Here is an 18,253-nt window from a genome sequence, read left to right as displayed (position 1 = left end):
GCGAGCGAGGAGGAGCATGGCCTACACGCGGGATTCGATCCCCGATCTTCACGGTCGCATCGCCGTGGTGACGGGAGCCAACGGCGGGCTCGGGCTCGAGACGGCCGAGGCGCTCGCGGCGAAGGGCGCGCACGTCGTCATGGCCGTGCGCGACCAGGACAAGGCGGCAGCGGCGATCGAGCGCATCCGCACGACGGCGCCCGAGGCGTCGCTCGAGCTCGTCGAGCTCGACCTCGGCTCGCAGGAGTCCACGAAGCGCGCGGCGCAGGGCATCGCGGCGCGGCATCTGTCGATCGACATCCTCGTGAACAACGCGGGCGTCATGGCGATGCCCGAGGGGCGCACTGTCGACGGTTTCGAGACGCAGATGGGGATCGACCACCTGGGGCACTGGACCTTCACCGCGCTGCTCCTCCCGTCACTCCTGGCCGCGTCCCGCGCGCGCATCGTGACGGTGAGCTCGACGGCGCATCATTTCGGGCGCGCGATCGACCCGCGCAAGCCGTATCCGCCCGGCCGCTACCAGTCCTGGCTCGCCTACGGCAACGCCAAGCTCGCGAACTATCACTTCGGGCTCGGTCTGGACGAGCGGTTCCGCGCGGCGGGCGCGAGGGCGCAGAGCCTCATCGCCCACCCCGGCCTGTCGCACAGCGATCTGCAGCTGCGGACGGTCCGCGAGGGCGGCGGAGGACGCATGGCGCCGTTCTTCGCGCGCGCCGCCGCGACGACGGGCATGCCTCCGGCGGACGGCGCGATGCCGCAGATCCGAGCGGCGACGGACCCGCACGCGAGGGGCGGCGAGTTCTACGGGCCGCGGTGGGTCAACAACGGTCGGCCCGTGCGGCTGGCCGTCCTCCGGCCTGGGCGGCGGAGGGCCATCGCGGCGCTCTGGGAGTTCTCGGAGCGCGAGACGGGGATCGAGCTGAACGTCTGAGATCCCCGCTTTGGTTGATTTACGACTAAAGCTCGGCTAGAATCGACAGTGACGTCGGGGCTCTTCACGGAGCCCGTCCCCTTCCGCGAAGCCGCGCCAGGGGCACACCCCGTCGCGTCGATCACCCGGTCGTACGGGTCAATCCGCGTATGAGCATGTCGCCCTGGAGACTCCGTCTCCTCATCATCTCCCTGCTCACGGTCTCGATCCTCGGCGCCCTCGACCACACCATCGTCGCGACGTCGCTGGCCACGGTGGCCGGCGAGCTCGGCGCCCTCGAGCACATGAGCTGGGTCGTCGTCGGCTACACCTTGGCGAGCACCGTGCTGCTCCCGGTCATCGGCAAGCTCGGCGATGCGATCGGCCCGCGCCGCGTCTTCGTCGCCTCGCTCGTCCTCTTCCTCATCGCCTCGCTCGCGTGCGGCTTCGCGCAGGACATGCCGCAGCTCATCGCCGGACGCGTCGTGCAGGGCATGAGCTCGGCGGGCCTGCAGCTCATGTCGCAGACGATCGTCGCCGAGGTCACGACCCCTCGCGAGCGCCCGCGCCTCATGGCGATCATCGGCGCCGCCTTCCCGATCGCGATCCTCGTCGGACCCGTGCTCGGCGGGCTCATCACCGACTACTGGGGCTGGCAGTGGGTCTTCTGGATCAACCTCCCGTTCGGCGTCGTGGCCCTCGGGCTCGCGCTCGTCGCGATCCCGGCGCTCCCGGGGTACGGGCGGCAGCGATTCGATCTCGCCGGCACCATCTGGTTCTCGCTCGCGATGGTGTCGCTCGTGCTCGCGGTGACGTGGGTCGGCGACGCGGCGCTGGTCGCGGCATCCATCGCCCTCTTCGCCGTCGCGGCGATCGCGTTCGCCGCCTTCTTCCTGGTCGAGCTGCGCGCCCGTGAGCCGCTCGTGCCGCTGCGCCTCTTCGCGAACCGCACGATCGCGGCGGGCACCGCACTGTCGGCGATCATCGGCGTCGGACTGTTCTCCATCACGGCGTACCTGCCGACCTACTTCCAGATGGCGTACCGCACGAGCGCCACCGTGTCGGGGCTCGTCCCCATCGCGACGGTGTTCGGGATGCTGCTGTCGAACCTCGCGTCCGGGTGGCTCGTGAGCCGCACCGGCCACTACCGTGTCTACCCGATCGTCGGCACGAGCCTCGGGGCGGCGGGACTCCTCGTCATGGCGCTCCTGCCGGCGGGACTTCCCCTCTGGGTGCCCGCCGTCGTGATGTTCGTCGTCGGCGTCGGAACGGGCGCGTTCATGAGCCTCGTCGTCGCGGTCGTGCAGAGCGCCGCTCCCCGTCGCGACATGGGCTCGATCACCGCGTCCGTCAACCTCGTCCGCCAGGTCGGCTCCACGGTTGCCACGGCCGTCATCGGCGGCGTCATCGGCTTCGGGGTCGCTGCCCTGCTGCCGGGGTCGATGGATGCCTCGACCCTCACGCCGCAGCTCGTGCACGCGGCATCCCCCGGCGTCCAGGCCCAGATCGCCGACATCTACTCCGGCGTCTTCGCGCCTGTGTTCCTCGCACTCGCCGTCGTCTACGCCCTCGGCATCATCGCCGCCGTCCTGCTGCCTGCGGGCCGGCTCTCGGATGAGCGCGAGCCCGTCTCCAGCTCCGAACCCGTCACCGCGTGACCAGAAGAGGTACTCCCATGTCTGAAACCACCGTCGCTGTCGTCGGCTCCGGACCCGTCGGATCGGCGTACGCCCGCGTCCTCCTCGAGTCCGATCCCGGCATCCGGGTCGTGATGTTCGAGGCGGGGCCGCAGCTCACGGCGATCCCGGGCGAGAGCGTCCGCAACATCGCCGACCCCGACGAGAAGGCGCGGGCGCGGGAGATGTCGCAGGGGCCGCAGGCCGGCGCGTTCCGCGAGAGCCTGGGTCTGCCCGCGGGGGTCGTCGTCGAGGGCATGTTCACCGCGCGCCAGGGCACCCACCTCCTCGACTTCGGGGGCGAGGGCTCGGCGCACGCGCCGACCTTCCCCGCCGCGGCGGCCGCGACCAACGTCGGGGGACAGGGCGCGCACTGGACCTGCGCGATCCCCCGCCCGCACGGCAGCGAGAAGGTCTCCTTCATCCCCGACGACGAGTGGGACGACCTCATCGGAGTGGCCGAAGGCCTGCTGCACGCGAAGAGCGCCGCGTTCGCCGACTCCGCCGTCGGCGAGGCGATCCGCTCTCTCCTCGACGAGGAGTTCGGCGCCGAGCTGCCCGAGGGTCGGGGCGTCGGCACGCTCCCCGTCGCGGGCGATCCCCAGCCCGACGGGTCGATGCGCTGGACGGGCGCGGACGTGGTGCTCGGCCCGCTCATCGACCCCGCATCGCCGCTGTCGGAGCGCTTCGAGCTGCGCGACCTCACGCTCGTGCGCAGCGTCGAGCACGACGGCCCGCGGGTCACCGGCGTCACGATCGAAGACCTCCGCACCCGCGAGACGTCGTTCTTCGCGGCCGACGCGGTCGTCGTCGCGGGCGACGCCTTCCGGTCTCCGCAGCTGCTCTGGGCCAGCGGCATCCGTCCCCGGGCCCTCGGCCGCTATCTGACCGAGCACCCCGTCGTCATCTCGACCGTCGCGCTCGACGGCGACCGGATGTCGCGCTTCGCGACAGAGGAAGACCTCGCCGCCGAGCTCGAGCGTCGCTCGCACAATCCCGCCGATCCCGTCGCGGCCGTCAACCGCATCCCGTTCTCGGAGCCCGGGCATCCGTTCTCGCTGCAGGTCATGTACGCCGAGCAGCCCCCGTTCCCGCTCGACCCGTCGCACCCCGCCGCAGGCAACAAGTGGGGGTACGTGAACATGGGCTACGGCATGCGCAAGCAGCCCCGCGTCGACGACGGCGTCACCTTCTCGGACGACGAGGTCGACTACCGCGGATTCCCGAACATGACGATCGAGTACGCCCTGACGGAGGCCGAGGAGGCCGAGATCTCGGCGGCGACGGAGCGGCTGCGGCGCGCTGGCGAGGCGCTCGGCACCTTCATCGCCGAGCCCCGGCTCATGCCGAACGGGTCGAGCCTGCACTACATGGGCACGATGCGGATGGGCCCGGCCGACGACGGCACCTCGGTCGCCGACGCGTGGTCGCACGTGTGGGGCTTCGACAATCTCGTCGTGGGCGGCAACGGCCTCATCCCGACCGCGAACACGGTGAACCCCACCCTCATGAGCGTCGCGATCGCGGTGCGCGGCGCCCGTCGCCTCGCCTCGGAGCTGTCCGCGGCGACGGCTGAGGCGGTGCGATGACGGACGACGCGCTCCGGGCCGCCAACCGGGCGGTCGTCGAGGCGTTCTTCGCCTCGAACCTCGCGCATCCCGAGGGGATGGGCCCGCCTCTTCGTCCATAGCCCGTGCTCTCACCGAGAGCCCGTGTTGTGCACAGCCCGGAGCGTGGGCGCTCGGCGAGAGCACGGGCTATCGGCGGGTGTGAGGTCGAGGAGGTCTCGCGAGGGTCAGCGGCCGGCGATGCGATCGGACATGAGCTTCGCGCCCGCCGACGAGGTGAAGCCGCCGTCGACCGGGATCTCGGCGCCGGAGAGATACGACGCGGCGTCGGACAGCAGGAACGCGACGACCTCGGCCACCTCGTCGGACCGCCCGACGCGGTCGAGCGGGGTCAGGGCGAGCTGGGCCTCACGCATCGCCTCGGGCGCGTTCGCCGTCATCGGAGTCTCGATGAACCCCGGGTGCACCAGGTTCACGCGGATCCCCCGCGGTCCGAGCTCCGTCGCCGCGGCGTGGCTCAGCCCACGCAGCCCCCACTTCGAGGTCGTGTAGGCGACGGGGTAGTGGGCGTTGAGCGCCGCCGACGACCCGATGTTCACGATCGACGACCCGACGCCCATGAGCGGCGCGAGGGCCTGCATCCCGAGCAGCGGTCCCGTGAGGTTGACCGTCAGGACGCGATCCCAGTCCTCGCGCGCGACCGCGCCGAGGCGCGCGCGGTGCGTGATGCCGGCGTTGTTGACGAGGCCGCGCAGCGGCTCGTCGCCGAGCTCGGCGGCGAGCTCCGACGCGAGTGCCGCCCAGCCCGACTCGTCCGACACGTCGAGCCGCCGGTACTCGACGCCGCTGGGCAGGTCGGGTGCGGCATCCCGCACATCCGTCGCGACGACGTGCGCACCCGACTCGGCGAGGAGCGCCGCCTCGGCGGCGCCCTGGCCCCCGCCGGCCCCCGTGACGACGATGGTGCGGCCCTCGAGGCCGGGATACCTGCTCATGCGCCCGACCGTAGCCTCTGGCGCCAGCCGCGGGAACGTCGATCCGGTGATGCCGCGCATCGCGATCCCACGGGATGCCGCTGACCGGTCAGCGCACCCCGCGCATGAGAGCGAGCACCGGCTTGACCGAGAACCACAGCGCGACACCGAGGCCGATGGCGATGAAGCCGAGGATCGTGAAGTAAGGCACCTCGTTCTTCGGGTCGTAGAACTGCGCCAGCCAGCCCGCGATCGACGTGCCGAGCGCGACGGAGAGGAAGTACAGCGCCACCATCTGCGTGTGGAAGCGCTCGGGCGCGAGCTTCGTCGTGACGGAGAGCCCCGGGGGCGAGATGAACATCTCGGCGATCGTGAAGACGAACAGGATGCCGACGATCGCGAGGAGCGGCGTGGAGTTCGGCGCCCCGTTGGCCCACGGCAGGAACAGCAGGAAGGCGATGCCCATGATGATGGCGCCGAGCGCGAACTTCACGGGCGCCGACGGCTGGCGTGGACCGAGCTTCGTCCAGATCGCCGCGAAGACGCCCGACAGGATGATGACGAAGACGGGGTTGATCGAGTTGATCCAGGAGACGGGCATCTCCCATCCGAGGATCGTGCGGTTGAGGCGCTCGTCGGAGTAGATCGTGAGCACCGTGAACTGCTGCTGATACAGCGACCAGAAGCCCACGTTGACGATGAAGAGCGGGATGAAGCCGATGACCCGCGATCGGTCGTCCGACGAGATCTGCCGCGACGAGACGATGACGAAGAAGTAGGCGACCGCTGCGGCGAGAGTGACGATGATGACGACGCCGGCGAGGTTGTCGGCCCGGATGACCCCGAGCAGCACGAGCGCGATGATGACGACGACGCCCGCCAGCGCGATGCCGACGACGGCGCCGTAGCGGTTGCGGGGGAGCGGGTTGGCGACGATGCTCGCCGACTTCGGCAGCTCCTTGCGGCCGAAAGAGTACTGGATGAGGCCGATCGCCATGCCGACCGCCGCGACGCCGAAGCCCCAGTGGAAGCCGTAGTTCGTCTGCAGGAAGCCCGTCACGAGCGGGCCGAGGAAGGCGCCGAGATTGATGCCGAGATAGAAGAGCGAGAAGCCCGCGTCGCGGCGCGTGTCACCCGCCCGGTACAGCGTGCCGACGACGGCGGTCGCGTTGGCCTTGAGCCCGCCGGACCCGATGGCGACGAGGATGAGACCGACGCCGAGACCCCACACGTTGGGCAGCACGGCGAGCGCGATGTGGCCGCCCATGATGACGAAGGCGCTCCAGAACAGCACCTTCTCCGAGCCGAAGAGCCGGTCGGCCAGCCACGCGCCCAGGATCGTGCACAGGTACACCGTGCCGCCGTACGCTCCGACGATCCCGGTCGCAGTCGCCTTGTCGATGCCGAGCCCGCCCTGCTCGACGGAGTAGTACATGTAGAGCAGCAGGATGCCCTGCATGCCGTAGAAGCTGAACCGCTCCCACATCTCGACGCCGAAGATGTGCCACAGCGGCCACGGCTGCCCGAAGAACCGGGTGTCCATGTTGCCGGGTCCGGTCGTGCCCGCGGCATCCGTTCCGCTCTGCGTCGCCGCGAGCACACCTGTCGCATCGACCGATGCCATGCCCGCCGCCGTCGCACCGTCCGGTGCTCCGACCGGCACCTGCTCCGGTTGGTCGTCCGCCCTGCCGCTCTGCCCCCGCGCCTGGTCGTTCATGGGGTCAGGCTAGCGGCGCGCCCCGCCCCCTCGACAGGGGCTACTCCGGAAGGGAGGGATGCCGCTCCTCGGCGGCGCCGCGACGCGGGATGAACAGCGCCACGACGAGCGCGACGACGGCGGCGATCCCGCCGAGCACGAACGACAGCGTGAATGCGGTCGGGGTCGGGGCCGGCGTCCCCTCGACGTCCACGACGTAGGTAGCGAGCACGGCGCCGATGACCGCCGCGGCCGTGCTCGTGCCGAGCGAGCGGAAGAGGGCGTTGAGACCGTTCGAGGCGCCCGTCTCGGACTGCGGCACCGACCGCATGATGAGCATGGGCATGGCGGCGTAGCCGAAGCCGATGCCCGCGCCGATGAGGAAGTTCGCCACGACGAGCTGCCACACCTCGGCCGAGAACAGCAGCGTGAAGCCGTACGCCACGATGAGCGAGATCGCTCCCAGCACGAGCAGGAGCTTAGGGCCGACCGTGCGCGCGAGGCGTCCCGAGAACGGCGAGAGGACCATCATGACGATGCCCGCCGGCATGACGACGAAGCTCGCCGCGAGGAGCGAGAGCCCGAAGCCGCCCGCGACGGCGGGCAGCTCGAGCATCTGCGGATAGGCGACGTTCGACGCGAAGAGCGAGAACCCCATCGCGACCGACGCGAGGTTCGTCAGCAGCACGGGTCGACGCGCGGCGACCCGCAGGTCGAGGAGCGGGTTGTCGGTGCGCAGCTCGTACCACCCCCACGCGAGCAGCACGACGAGCCCCCCGAGACCGAGCACGAGGACGGGTGCGGACGCCCAGCCCCACTCATTGCCCCGCGAGATGGCGAGGAGGATGCCGAGGAGGCCGACCGTGAGACCCGCCGCGCCGACGTAGTCGAAGCGTCCGGCGGTGCGCAGGACGCTCACGGGCACGATCCACAGCACGAGGAAGAAGACGACCACGCCGAGGCCGGCCGCGACCCAGAAGAGCACATGCCAGTCCGCGGTCTCGGTGATGTACGCGCTGATCGGCAGGCCGAGGGCGCCGCCGACGCCGAGCGTCGCGCTGATGAGGGCGATGGCGGTGTCGACGCGGTTCTCGTGCAGGACGTCGCGGAGGATCGAGATGCCGAGCGGCACCACGCCGACGATGGCCCCCTGCAGCGTGCGGCCGACGATGATCCCGATGATGCCGGGCGACAGCGCGGCGATGACCGAGCCGATCACCATGACGACGAGCAGCACCAGCACGATGCGGCGCTTGCCGTACATGTCGCCGAGCCGCCCGGAGATGGGGGTCAGGACCGCGGCCGCGAGCAGCGTCGACGTGACGACCCAGGCCGTGTCCTCGCGGCTCGCGTCGAGCAGCTCGGGGAGCTTCGACTGGATCGGCACGACCAGCGTGAACATGAACGACGACGCCAGCCCCGCGATCGCGAGAACGGCGATGATCGCGTTCTGCGAGGGCATCCGGGTGAGTCTTCTGCGTGCTTCCTCATCCTTCGACGCCACGGCTCCAGGCTATCGGCCGGAAGGGGAGGGTGGCTCCGGATGCCTCGCCCCGGGGTCGCTGTGCCTGCGAGGGGCGCCGCCCGCGCGTAGGTTAGGCGCATGGTCGACCCGTTCGCCGAGCAGGCGCCGCCGCCCGGCATCCAGATCCGCCCGCTCGAGACCGTCGAAGAGGTCTTCGCCGCCTCCGAGGTGCTCGCCGAGGTGTGGGGCGGGGACCGCGGCGGCATGCCGCCGAATCTGCTCCGGGCGCTTGCCCACTCCGGCAACTACGCGGTCGGGCTGTACGAGGGGGAGCGGCTGATCGGGGCATCCGTCGCCTTCTTCGCGGCACCGGCGGAGCGCTCGATGCACTCGCACATCACGGGCGTGCTGCCCGAATACCAGCGTCACGGGCTCGGGCGCGTGCTGAAGCAGCACCAGCGGTCGTGGGCCTTCGCCCGCGACGTGGGGCACATCACCTGGACCTTCGACCCGCTCGTGGCGCGCAACGCGCACTTCAACATGCGCGTCCTGGGCACGCGTGTCACCGAGTACCTCGTCAACCAGTACGGGCCGATGGACGACGGCGTCAACCGCGGCGACGAGACCGACCGAGTCATGGTCGTGTGGGCGCTCGCCGCGCCGCCCGCGCCGACTCCCGCCGACGACCAGGTGGTCGCGTCGGTCGCGGTGCCACACGACATCGAGGCGCTGCGACGGGAGTCGCCGGTGGATGCCGCGGCCTGGCGGCTCCGCGTGCGCGATGCGTTCGTCGGGCACCTCGCCGAGGGCCTGGTCGTCGGGGGCTTCGACGACGAGCGCGGGTATCTGTTCGTCCGGCCCTGACGCAGCTCCGCGCACTCGCGTACGTCGGAGAATCGCACGTACCTCGGAGGATTTCTGCCGAAAAGCTCCGACGACGGTGCGATTCTCCGACGCGGGCGAGGGCGCGGCATCCCTCGCCCCTAGGCTCGGGCGCATGCCCGACTACCGCGCCCACTTCGACTTCCAGCTCTCGTTCGCGAACGGGGGCGAGCTCGCCGGCACCGGGTTCCGGCTCGACCTGCCCTCGAGCGAGCTCGACGCCGACGCGATCGGCCGTCTGCTCGTGCAGCACCTCGGCCTCGCGCTCGTCGACACCGTCGAGCTGCGCGGCCTGCGCATCGTCGAGGAGCCGCACCGCGGCAGTCGAGGTGTGGACCTGATTCGGGATGCCGCGGCCGGCACCCGCATCGTGGACCTGAGCCACCCCATCCGGGCCGGGCTCGTGACCTACCCCGGTCTGCCCGCGCCGACGATCACGCCCCACCTCACGCGCGAGGACTCCCGCGCGCGCTACGCGCCCGGCACGGAGTTCGCGATGGACGTCATCCACATGATCGGCAACACGGGCACCTACCTCGACTCTCCGTTCCACCGCTACGCGGAGGGCCCCGACCTCGCCGGGCTCGACCTCTCGACCCTCGTCGGGCTGCGCGCCGAGGTCTTCCACCTCGAGGATGCCTGGACGCCGGACCGCCGCGGCATCCGCGCCGAGACGCTCGCGGACCGCGATGTGCGCGGCGCGGCCGTGCTGCTGCACACCGGCTGGGACCGCTGGTTCGGGCAGCCCGAGTACGGATCGGGCTCCCCCTTCCTCACGGAGGAGGGGACGCGCCACCTCATCGACGCCGGCGTCGTGCTCGTCGGGATCGACGCCCTCAACATCGACGACACGGAGTCGGGCGGCGAGCGGCCGGCTCACTCGCTACTGCTGGATGCCGGCATCCACGTCGTCGAGCACCTGACCAACCTCGGCGCGCTGCCGCCGAGCGGTGCGCGCTTCACGGCCGCGCCGCCCGCCGTCGAGGGCTTCGGCACGTTCCCCGTCCGCGCGTTCGCGGAGGTTCCCGCCTGAGCCTCAGCCCTTGCGCCAGTCGTCGCTGGTGAGGTGCGAGCCCGCCTGCGGGCCCATCTGCAGCATCCCGCCGTCGACCGCCCAGCTCGCGCCCGTGACGTAGCTCGCCGCGGGCGACGCGAGGAAGGCGATGACGGCGGCGATCTCCTCGGGCTTCCCGGGCCGGCCGAGCGGCACGCCGGGGCGGTGCGTGTGCTCGGCGTCCTCGGCATCCTGATCGGTGAGAGGAGTCGCGATCTCGCCCGGCGCGACGGCGTTGACCGTGATGCCGTGCTCGCCGAGCTCCTGAGCCATCGTCTTCACGAGTCCGCCCAGACCGTGCTTGGCGGCGACGTACGCCGCCGATGTCACCCGCGGCTGATGCTCGTGCACGCTCGTCACGGCCACGATCCGGCCGCCCGCGTCGGCGTCGACCATGAGCCGCGCGGCGGTCTGCATGCCGGCGAACGCGCCGTCGAGATTCAGGCCGACGACCTGGCGCCAGTCGTCGATCGACACGTCGAGCACCGGCCCGCCGGATCCGCCGCCGGCGTTGTTGACGAACACGTCGAGGCCGCCGAGCTCACCGGCGAGGTCTTCGATCACGCGCGGCACGCGCTCCAGCTGCGTCGCGTCGAACCGGGCGAGGAAGGCGTGCCGCCCGCGCTCGCGGACACCGTCGGCGGTGCGCTGCGCGCCCTCCTCGTCTGAGTGCCACGTGATGCCGACGTCGAGCCCCGCGTCGGCGAGCGCCCAGGCGGTCGCCTGGCCGATGCCCGAGTCGGAGGCGGTCACGATGGCGTGTCGGGGGAAGAACTCCTGCGTCTTGGTCATGTCGGCGACGCTAGAGGCGCGCGGCCGCCGCTGCCCCGGGGTTTACACATCGCGTGCGATCGGTTAGCGAGCGCCTGCGGAGGAGATGACAGCTCGGGAGGATGCCTCTTGCGGCGCAGCACCTCCGGGTCTGTCATCTCCTCCCATCGGTGCGGACCCCGCCGCGGTAGCGTGACGGGATGCTGCCCGCCGACTGGACTCCCCACCGCCGCGACGACGGCGAGCTGCTCGGCTGGATCCGCCCCGAGGGCGAGGACTGGGTCGCGGTCGACCTGCTCGGGCGCGAAGCATCCACCGCCGTCGACTGGCTCGAGGCGGAAGAGGCCCTGGAGACCGGCGGACTCTCGTGGCTCGCCGAGCTGTGGATGCTGGAGAGGGGGGATGCCGCACCTCTGCGCGTCAAGCTCGTCGAGGTGACGCCCGCGCGGGGCCGGGAGGCAGGGCGCGTCGTCGTGCAGACCGACGACTTCGGCGCGATCGACGCGCCGGTCGGACGGTTCGAGCTGACCTGGCCGGCGCCGGCCGAGCTGCGGATGCGGCGGCCCGGCGAGGCCACGACATCGCCTTTCGGCTGACCGGTCCACGCGGTCGCCCGCGGACCCTGCGCCCGGAGGAATGACGGGGAGCCCGACCGGTGTTGACTCGGAGCATGACACTCCACGAGAAGGCCGACCGCCTGCTGGCGCTGCACGAAGACCCCGCACTGCTCACCGTCGTGAACGTGTGGGATCCGATCTCGGCGAAAGTGGTCGCCGCCGAGCCCGGCACCACGGCGCTCGCCACGGCCAGCCACTCGATCGCGGCGAGCCACGGCTACGAGGACGGCGAGAACATCCCGCTCGACCTGCACCTCGACGCGATCGACCGCATCGTCCGCGCCACCGACCTGCCGGTCTCCGCCGACCTCGAGGCGGGGTACGGCGACGTCGGCGAGACAATCCGCCGCGCGATCGGCGTCGGCGTCGTCGGGGCGAACATCGAGGACCAGCTCAAGCCGCTCGACGAGGCCGTGCGGGGTGTCGAGGCGGCGCTCGCCGCCGGCGAGGCGGAGGGCATCCGGTTCGTGCTCAACGCGCGCACCGACGCGTTCGTGCGCGGTGCCGACCGCACGCCCGAGCAGAACCTCGAGGATGCGATCAGCCGCGGGCAGGCCTACCTCGCGGCGGGCGCGCCCGTCGTGTTCGTGCCGGGCCGGCTCGACGAGGCGCAGGTGCGCACGCTCGTCGACGCCTTCGGCCCGCGCAAGCTCTCGGTGATCGGCATCCCGGGCTCGCTGCCTCTCGCGCAGCTCGAGGAGCTCGGCGTCGCGCGGGTCTCGTTCGGACCGCTCCCGCAGCGCGTCGCCCTGACGGCCCTGCAGGACCTCGTGCGCGACGTGCACGCGGGAGGCGGCATCCCGGAGGGCACCCGCCCGCTCAACTGAGCTGCTCGCGGGCTGGGCGTTCGACGCTTCGACAAGCTCAGCGACCGGGTTCCGGGGCGGGGCGTAGCCTGAGCGCATGCCCATCGCCCGGCCCGCGGCATCCATCGCCCTCCACGGCTTCGAGCTGCGCGTGCTGCACGTGCCGCTCGTGTCGCCCTTCACGACGTCCTTCGGCACCGAGAGTGTGCGTGAGGTGATCGTCGTGCGGGCGCTCACCGACGGCGACGACGGCTGGGGCGAGATCGTCACGCAGGCCGAGCCGCTGTACTCGAGCGAGTACACGCAGGGCGCGTGGGACGTCGCGACCCGCTTCCTCGCCCCCGCGCTCCTGAGTCGTCGCACGGTCGCACCGGAGGAGATCACGAGCCTCCTCGAGCCCTTCGTCGGTCACCGCATGGCGAAGGCGGGCCTCGAGCTGGCCGTGCTCGACGCCGCGCTGCGCGCCGAGGCGCGGTCGCTCGGCGAGTACTTCGGCGCCGTTGTGGACCGCGTCCCAAGCGGCGTGAGCGTCGGCATCCAGCGCGATCCCGACGCGCTCGTCGAGACGGTCCGGGGGTACCTCGACGAGGGCTACGTCCGCATCAAGATCAAGATCAAGCCCGGACGCGACGTCGCCGACACCGCCGCCGTGCGCGATGCGTTCGGCGGCATCCCGCTGCAGGTCGACGCCAATTCGGCGTACACGCTCGCCGACATCGACACCCTCGCCGAGCTCGACCGCTTCGAGCTCCTGCTCATCGAGCAGCCGCTGCAGGAGGACGACATCGTCGACCACGCGACGCTCGCACGGCACCTCACGACTCCCGTCTGCCTCGACGAGTCGATCGTGTCGCGGAAAGCGGCGACCGACGCGCTCGCGCTGGGGTCGGCATCCATCGTCAACATCAAGGCCGGGCGGGTCGGCGGCTACCTCGAAGCCGTCCGCATCCACGATCTGTGCCGGGATGCCGGGGTGCCGGTCTGGTGCGGCGGGATGCTCGAGACGGGCATCGGCCGCGCCGCGAACGCCGCGCTCGCCGCCCTGCCGGGCTTCACGCTGCCCGGCGACGTCTCGGCGTCGAGCCGGTTCTATCACCGCGACATCGTCACCGAGCCCGCCGTGCTGGAGGACGGCCACGTCCGCGTGCCGACCGATCCCGGCCTGGGCGTCGAGATCGACCACAGCGCCCTCGAGGAGTTCACGGTCGAGCGGACCGTCGTGAGGGCCTGATGCGCGCGGCCTCCGTCCTCGCCGCCGCGTCACTCGCCCTCCTGCTCACGTCGTGCACGAGTCCCCTGGATGCCACGCCCGCGACGCCGTCCTCGACCGCGGCTCCCGCGGGCGTGACGGTCGCGCTCGAGCAGCTGCGATCCGACGTCGCCGGCCGGCAGGCGCAGGTCATGGTGACGAACGGCACGGGGTCCGTGCTGACGGTCGGCGAGCTGCACGTCGACGATCCGCGCTTCGCCGAGCAGGCCGAGCGCGTGCATCATCGGGACAGCCGCATCCAGCCGGGCACGAGCGTCGCGATCACGATCCAGCTCCCACCCGCCGCGTGCCCCGCGCCCGACGACGCGCCGGCGACCGTGACGTTCGACTGGTCGCTCGAGGACGGCTCCGGGACGGCGTCGGCCGACCTCCCCGACACGCTGTCGTTCGTGCCGGCGCTCCACGAGCGGGAGTGCCGCGCCGCCGCGCTCGCCGCCGCCGCCGACGTCTCCTTCTCGTCCTTCACCCCCTCGCCCCCGGGCGAGCCGGCCGACCTGACACTCACGGTCGTGCCGACCGGCAAGGCATCCGCCGCGCTCGATGCGATGCACGCGACGAACCTGCTGACGTTCGCGGGCGACGACGTCGAGACGTTCCCGCTCGGCGTCGCGATCGCGGAGGGCGACACCGACACCGTCGAGGTCCACGTGCCGATCGAGCCGCTGCGCTGCGACCCGCACGCCGTGCAGGAGGACAAACGCGGCACCGTCTTCACCCTCGACGTCGACGTCGACGGCGCACCGGGCCAGATCGAGCTCGCCGCGAGCGAGGACATGCGCGGCGCGATCCTCACGTGGGTGGGCGCGTGGTGCGGGTTCGGGTCCTGACCTCGCCGCGGGGCGACCATAGGCTGGCGGCATGAGCATCGTCGCTCCGGACGACCCCGCCGCGGCCGCGCGCGGGATCTCCCGCCGCACCCAGTCCGACATCTATCGCGCTGGCATCAGCGGCGCCCGGCCTCGCGTGCCGGTCGACGCTGCGGGCCTCGAGAAGGCCGCGCGTCGCGCGCTCAGCGCCGAGGCCTTCGCCTACATCGCGGGCGGCGCCGGCGCCGAGCGCACGATGGCCGCCAACCGTGAGGCGTTCGAGCGGTGGCAGGTGTGGCCGCGCCCGCTCCGCGACGTGTCCGAGCGCGACCTCTCGATCGACTTCCTCGGTCGACGCCGGCCCACGCCGCTCGTCCTCGCACCGCTCGGCGTCATGGAGATGGCGCACGCGGAGGCCGACCTCGCGGTCGCGCGGGCCGCGGCATCCCTCGGTGTCCCCTTCACGCTGTCGAATCAGGCCTCCTTCCCCCTGGAGACGATCCGGGATGCCGCCCCCGACGGCTCGCGGTTGTTCCAGCTCTACTGGTCGGCGTCCGACGAGCTCAACGCGTCGCTGCTGCGGCGGGCCGAGACATCCGGCTGCGAAGCGGTCGTCGTCACGCTCGACACGCACCTGCTCGGCTGGCGCACGCGCGACCTCGACCTCGCTTACCTGCCGTTCACGCGCGGCCTCGGCATCGCGCAGTACACGAGCGACCCGGTCTTCCTCGATCTCGTGCGGCAGCGTCTGACCAGCTCCACGGTCGGCGCGGGGAGCGAGCGCGTGAGGCTGACCCGAAAGACCGTCGCGGCCGGGCTCTCCATCGCGCGCAAGGGTGCGGCGGTCACCGGCGAGGGCCTGCGGGCGAGCCTCCGCTCGCCGCTGCCGCGGGCCGCCGTCGAGACGTTCCTCGACGTGTTCTCGACGCCCGCGCTCACGTGGAGCGACCTCGGGAAGGCGCGCGAGTGGACGAGCCTGCCGATCCTCCTGAAGGGCATCGTGCATCCCGACGACGCGTCGCGCGCGCTCGACGCCGGCGTCGACGGCGTATGGGTCTCCAATCACGGCGGCCGCCAGATCGACCGGTCCGTGCCGACGCTCGACGCCCTGCCCGACGTCGTCGAGCGGGTCGCCGGACGCGTGCCGGTCGTCTTCGACTCCGGCGTGCGCGGGGGAGCGGATGCCGTCATCGCGCTCGCCCTCGGCGCCACCGCCGTCGCCATCGGACGGCCGTACTCCTACGGCCTCGCGATCGCGGGGGAGGCGGGGGTGCGCGAGGTGGTGCGCAACATCCTCGCCGAGCTCGACATCACGCTCGGCCTCGCGGGGCACACCTCGATCGCTGAGCTCGGGGCTGACGCCCTCCGGCGCGTCTGATAACCCACGCGAAGACTGGGGATGACCCCCGGGTGGGCCCGCCGCAGTCCCTTTACTCTGGTGCCATGACCTACCCGAACCCTCAGCCGTACGGCGGCGCACCCGCCCCCATGAACCCCGCCGACGAGAAGCTGTGGGCGGTGCTCGTGAATCTGGGAGGCCTCTTCTTCAGCTTCGTCCCCGCGCTCATCGGCTACCTCGTCCTCAAGGATCGCGGTCCTTTCGTGCGCGCCCACACGGCGACGGCGCTCAACTTCCAGCTGACGCTGCTCATCGTGTGGATCGTGGGCGGCATCCTGTCGATCGTGCTCATCGGCATCCCGATCCTCATCGCCGCCGGCATCCTGGCGATCGTCTTCCCGATCGTCGCGGCCGTGAAAGCCGGTTCCGGGCAGTGGTACACCTACCCCCTGACCATCCCGTTCGTCCGCTGAGCGATCAGGCTGCCGAGCGCGCGATGCGGTCGTGTATCGCGCGCTCTATGCTGTCCCCATGATGGCCGGCACACGGCGCACCCTCGCCGGTTCAGATCCCTCGCCCTCTCCGAGACGCGGCGTCTCCGCGCGGATCGGGGGAGTGTCGGCGCTCGCCGTGACGGCTCTCATCGTGCTGACGGGATGCTTCGGCTCCGACGCGCCGCAGCAGGCCGACGACGGCGGCGACTTCGCCGACGACGGCTGCACGAACGTCGTCGTGGCGACGTCGTCGGAGAAGGTCAACATGCTCGACGCGCTGGCCGACGCCTTCAAGGAGTCGCCGCAGCACAAGGCGCTCGACACGTGCGCCACGGTGCATCCCATCAACGTCTCGTCGGGCGACGCGACCCGCTACCTCACGAGCGGCGAGGACTGGCCCGACGAGAACACGCGGCGCTGGCCGACGCTCTGGTCGCCCGCGTCGACGGTGTGGACCGATCGCGTCGCGGCCGCGGCATCCCCCTCTCTCGTCGGCGAGCCCGAGTCGTTCACGCACACCCCCGTGGTCTTCGGGGTGCCCGAGACGATGGCGAAGGCGCTCGGCTGGCCGTCGGCTGAGATCGGCATCTCCGACTTCGCGAATCTCTGCGCCGACCCGGCGGGATGGGGGAGCGTCGGCAAGTCGCTGTGGGGCTCGTTCAAGATCTCGAAGACGAACCCCAACACCTCGACGACGGGACTGTCGGCGATCCTCATGCAGTCCTACGAGGCGTCCGGCAAGAGCGCCGACCTCACGACCGACGACGTCGCGGCCGCGGCGGATTTCTCGCGCCTCTTCGAGGAGTGCGTCATCCACTACGGCGACACGACCGGCAAGGTGCTCAAGCGCCTCTACGACCAGACGCAGAAGGGGTCGAACGGCTCCGGCTACGTCTCGGCGATCGCGATCGAGGAGACCTCCCTCCTCAACTACAACCAGGGCAACCCCGACTCGCACACGGTGCAGCCCGGCGAGAAGCTCACGGCGCCCAAGGAGAAGCTCGTCGCGATCTACCCCGCCGGCGGATCGATGTGGTCGGACAACCCCATCACCGTGCTCGGCGCCGACTGGGTGACCGACGCGCAGCGTGAGGCCGGCCTCGCCTTCGCCGCGTTCCTCAAGACCGAGGCGGCGCAGAAGATCCTGCCCGACTATGGCTTCCGCCCCCTCGACGACTCCGTGCCGCTCGGGAAGCTCTTCACGGAGAAGTACGGTGTCGACCCCGCCCAGCCGGCCGTGTCGCTGCCCAAGCCCGACGTCGACGTGGTCTCGGCGGCGATCGACCAGTGGACGCAGATCCGCAAGCCCTCGTCGGTGCTCGAGGTCATCGACATCTCCGGCTCGATGGACGAGCCGATCGGCGACGGCCGCTCCAAGCTCGACGGCGCCATCGAGGGCGCCCAGACGACCCTCGGCCATTTCCGCCGCTCCGACGAGGTGGGCGTATGGGCCTTCACGACGGGCCTGGATTCGGGGCCCGGCGGCAATATCGCGACCCTGCGCGACATCGCGCCGCTCGGGTCCGACCTCGAGAGCCTGCAGTCGTCGCTCGACGACCTGCGGTTCTCCAACCGTCAGGGCACCCCGCTCTACGATGCGATCGCCGCGGCCTACGACGAGATGAAGCAGCGCGCCGAGCCGGGCCGCATCAACGCGATCGTCGTGCTGTCGGACGGGCAGGACACCGACTCCCAGATGTCGCTCGACTCGCTCATCACGAAGATCGGCAAGGCCTCCCGCGAGGGCGGCGATGCGGCGCCCGTGCGCATCTTCCCCATCGCGTACGGTGAAGGTGCCGACACCACCGCTCTGCAGCGCATCGCGGAGGCGACCGGCGGCCAGTGGTTCGACGCGTCGGATCCCGCGAAGATCGACCTCGTCTTCGCCTCGGTCATCAACAACTTCTAGTCGCGGGGAGGAC

Annotated in this window: 16 protein-coding genes; 12 read left to right on the top strand and 4 right to left on the bottom strand. The window is 71.4% G+C overall.

Annotated elements, in window-relative coordinates:
- The first annotated feature begins 16 nt into the window (after nt 1–16).
- From AAIB33_RS14830 to AAIB33_RS14820, 3 genes are all read left to right on the top strand, one after another.
- Nucleotides 17–934, top strand: a complete 918-nt coding sequence (locus tag AAIB33_RS14830; RefSeq protein ID WP_345800733.1) for an oxidoreductase — start codon at nt 17–19, stop codon at nt 932–934.
- A 149-nt stretch (nt 935–1,083) separates the two neighbouring features.
- Nucleotides 1,084–2,571 (top strand): MDR family MFS transporter, encoded by a 1,488-nt coding sequence (locus AAIB33_RS14825; protein ID WP_345800732.1) that lies wholly within the window; start codon nt 1,084–1,086, stop codon nt 2,569–2,571.
- Between the two features lie 17 nt (nt 2,572–2,588).
- Nucleotides 2,589–4,178 carry a GMC oxidoreductase gene (locus AAIB33_RS14820; RefSeq protein WP_345800731.1) on the top strand — a complete coding sequence of 530 codons (1,590 nt, stop codon included), beginning with the start codon at nt 2,589–2,591 and terminating at the stop codon, nt 4,176–4,178.
- Between the two features lie 206 nt (nt 4,179–4,384).
- Here AAIB33_RS14820 and AAIB33_RS14815 read toward each other — a convergent pair whose 3' ends face one another.
- The 3 genes from AAIB33_RS14815 to AAIB33_RS14805 form a co-directional block, all read right to left on the bottom strand.
- Nucleotides 4,385–5,152 carry an SDR family oxidoreductase gene (locus AAIB33_RS14815; RefSeq protein ID WP_345800730.1) on the bottom strand — a complete coding sequence of 256 codons (768 nt, stop codon included), beginning with the start codon at nt 5,150–5,152 and terminating at the stop codon, nt 4,385–4,387.
- 88 nt (nt 5,153–5,240) lie between these two features.
- Nucleotides 5,241–6,674: a peptide MFS transporter gene (locus AAIB33_RS14810; RefSeq protein WP_345803446.1), complete on the bottom strand. Its 1,434-nt coding sequence runs from the start codon at nt 6,672–6,674 to the stop codon at nt 5,241–5,243.
- Nucleotides 6,675–6,888: 214 nt separating this feature from the next.
- On the bottom strand, nt 6,889–8,289 hold the full coding sequence (locus AAIB33_RS14805) for an MFS transporter (RefSeq protein WP_345800729.1): 1,401 nt from the start codon (nt 8,287–8,289) through the stop codon (nt 6,889–6,891).
- 141 nt (nt 8,290–8,430) lie between these two features.
- Here AAIB33_RS14805 and AAIB33_RS14800 point away from each other — a divergent pair, with 141 nt between their 5' ends.
- Both AAIB33_RS14800 and AAIB33_RS14795 read left to right on the top strand, forming a co-directional pair.
- On the top strand, nt 8,431–9,156 hold the full coding sequence (locus AAIB33_RS14800; protein ID WP_345800728.1) for a GNAT family N-acetyltransferase: 726 nt from the start codon (nt 8,431–8,433) through the stop codon (nt 9,154–9,156).
- A 133-nt stretch (nt 9,157–9,289) separates the two neighbouring features.
- A complete protein-coding gene (locus AAIB33_RS14795) occupies nt 9,290–10,207 on the top strand; it encodes a cyclase family protein (protein WP_345800727.1) in 918 nt (305 codons plus the stop codon).
- 3 nt (nt 10,208–10,210) lie between these two features.
- Here the strand turns inward: AAIB33_RS14795 and AAIB33_RS14790 are convergent, their stop codons facing one another.
- Nucleotides 10,211–11,020: an SDR family oxidoreductase gene (locus AAIB33_RS14790; protein WP_345800726.1), complete on the bottom strand. Its 810-nt coding sequence runs from the start codon at nt 11,018–11,020 to the stop codon at nt 10,211–10,213.
- Between the two features lie 179 nt (nt 11,021–11,199).
- On the opposite strand from AAIB33_RS14790, the gene AAIB33_RS14785 reads away from it, so the two are divergent.
- The 7 genes from AAIB33_RS14785 (at nt 11,200) to AAIB33_RS14755 (ending at nt 18,240) form a co-directional block, all read left to right on the top strand.
- Nucleotides 11,200–11,595: a hypothetical protein gene (locus AAIB33_RS14785; protein ID WP_345800725.1), complete on the top strand. Its 396-nt coding sequence runs from the start codon at nt 11,200–11,202 to the stop codon at nt 11,593–11,595.
- 74 nt (nt 11,596–11,669) lie between these two features.
- Nucleotides 11,670–12,443 (top strand): isocitrate lyase/phosphoenolpyruvate mutase family protein, encoded by a 774-nt coding sequence (locus AAIB33_RS14780; RefSeq protein WP_345800724.1) that lies wholly within the window; start codon nt 11,670–11,672, stop codon nt 12,441–12,443.
- 76 nt (nt 12,444–12,519) lie between these two features.
- Nucleotides 12,520–13,653, top strand: a complete 1,134-nt coding sequence (gene menC, locus AAIB33_RS14775; RefSeq protein WP_345800723.1) for an o-succinylbenzoate synthase — start codon at nt 12,520–12,522, stop codon at nt 13,651–13,653.
- Nucleotides 13,653–14,519: a hypothetical protein gene (locus tag AAIB33_RS14770; protein WP_345800722.1), complete on the top strand. Its 867-nt coding sequence runs from the start codon at nt 13,653–13,655 to the stop codon at nt 14,517–14,519. Before menC ends, AAIB33_RS14770 begins: the two co-directional genes overlap by 1 nt.
- Before the next feature lie 31 nt (nt 14,520–14,550).
- Nucleotides 14,551–15,876, top strand: a complete 1,326-nt coding sequence (locus tag AAIB33_RS14765; RefSeq protein WP_345800721.1) for an alpha-hydroxy-acid oxidizing protein — start codon at nt 14,551–14,553, stop codon at nt 15,874–15,876.
- 65 nt (nt 15,877–15,941) lie between these two features.
- Nucleotides 15,942–16,310: a DUF4870 domain-containing protein gene (locus tag AAIB33_RS14760; protein ID WP_345800720.1), complete on the top strand. Its 369-nt coding sequence runs from the start codon at nt 15,942–15,944 to the stop codon at nt 16,308–16,310.
- 58 nt (nt 16,311–16,368) lie between these two features.
- Nucleotides 16,369–18,240: a substrate-binding and VWA domain-containing protein gene (locus AAIB33_RS14755; RefSeq protein ID WP_345800719.1), complete on the top strand. Its 1,872-nt coding sequence runs from the start codon at nt 16,369–16,371 to the stop codon at nt 18,238–18,240.
- Nucleotides 18,241–18,253: the final 13 nt, after the last annotated feature.

The organism is Microbacterium sp. AZCO (assembly GCF_039614715.1).
Lineage (GTDB): Bacteria > Actinomycetota > Actinomycetes > Actinomycetales > Microbacteriaceae > Microbacterium.
This window is presented reverse-complemented; position numbering and strand designations above follow the sequence as displayed.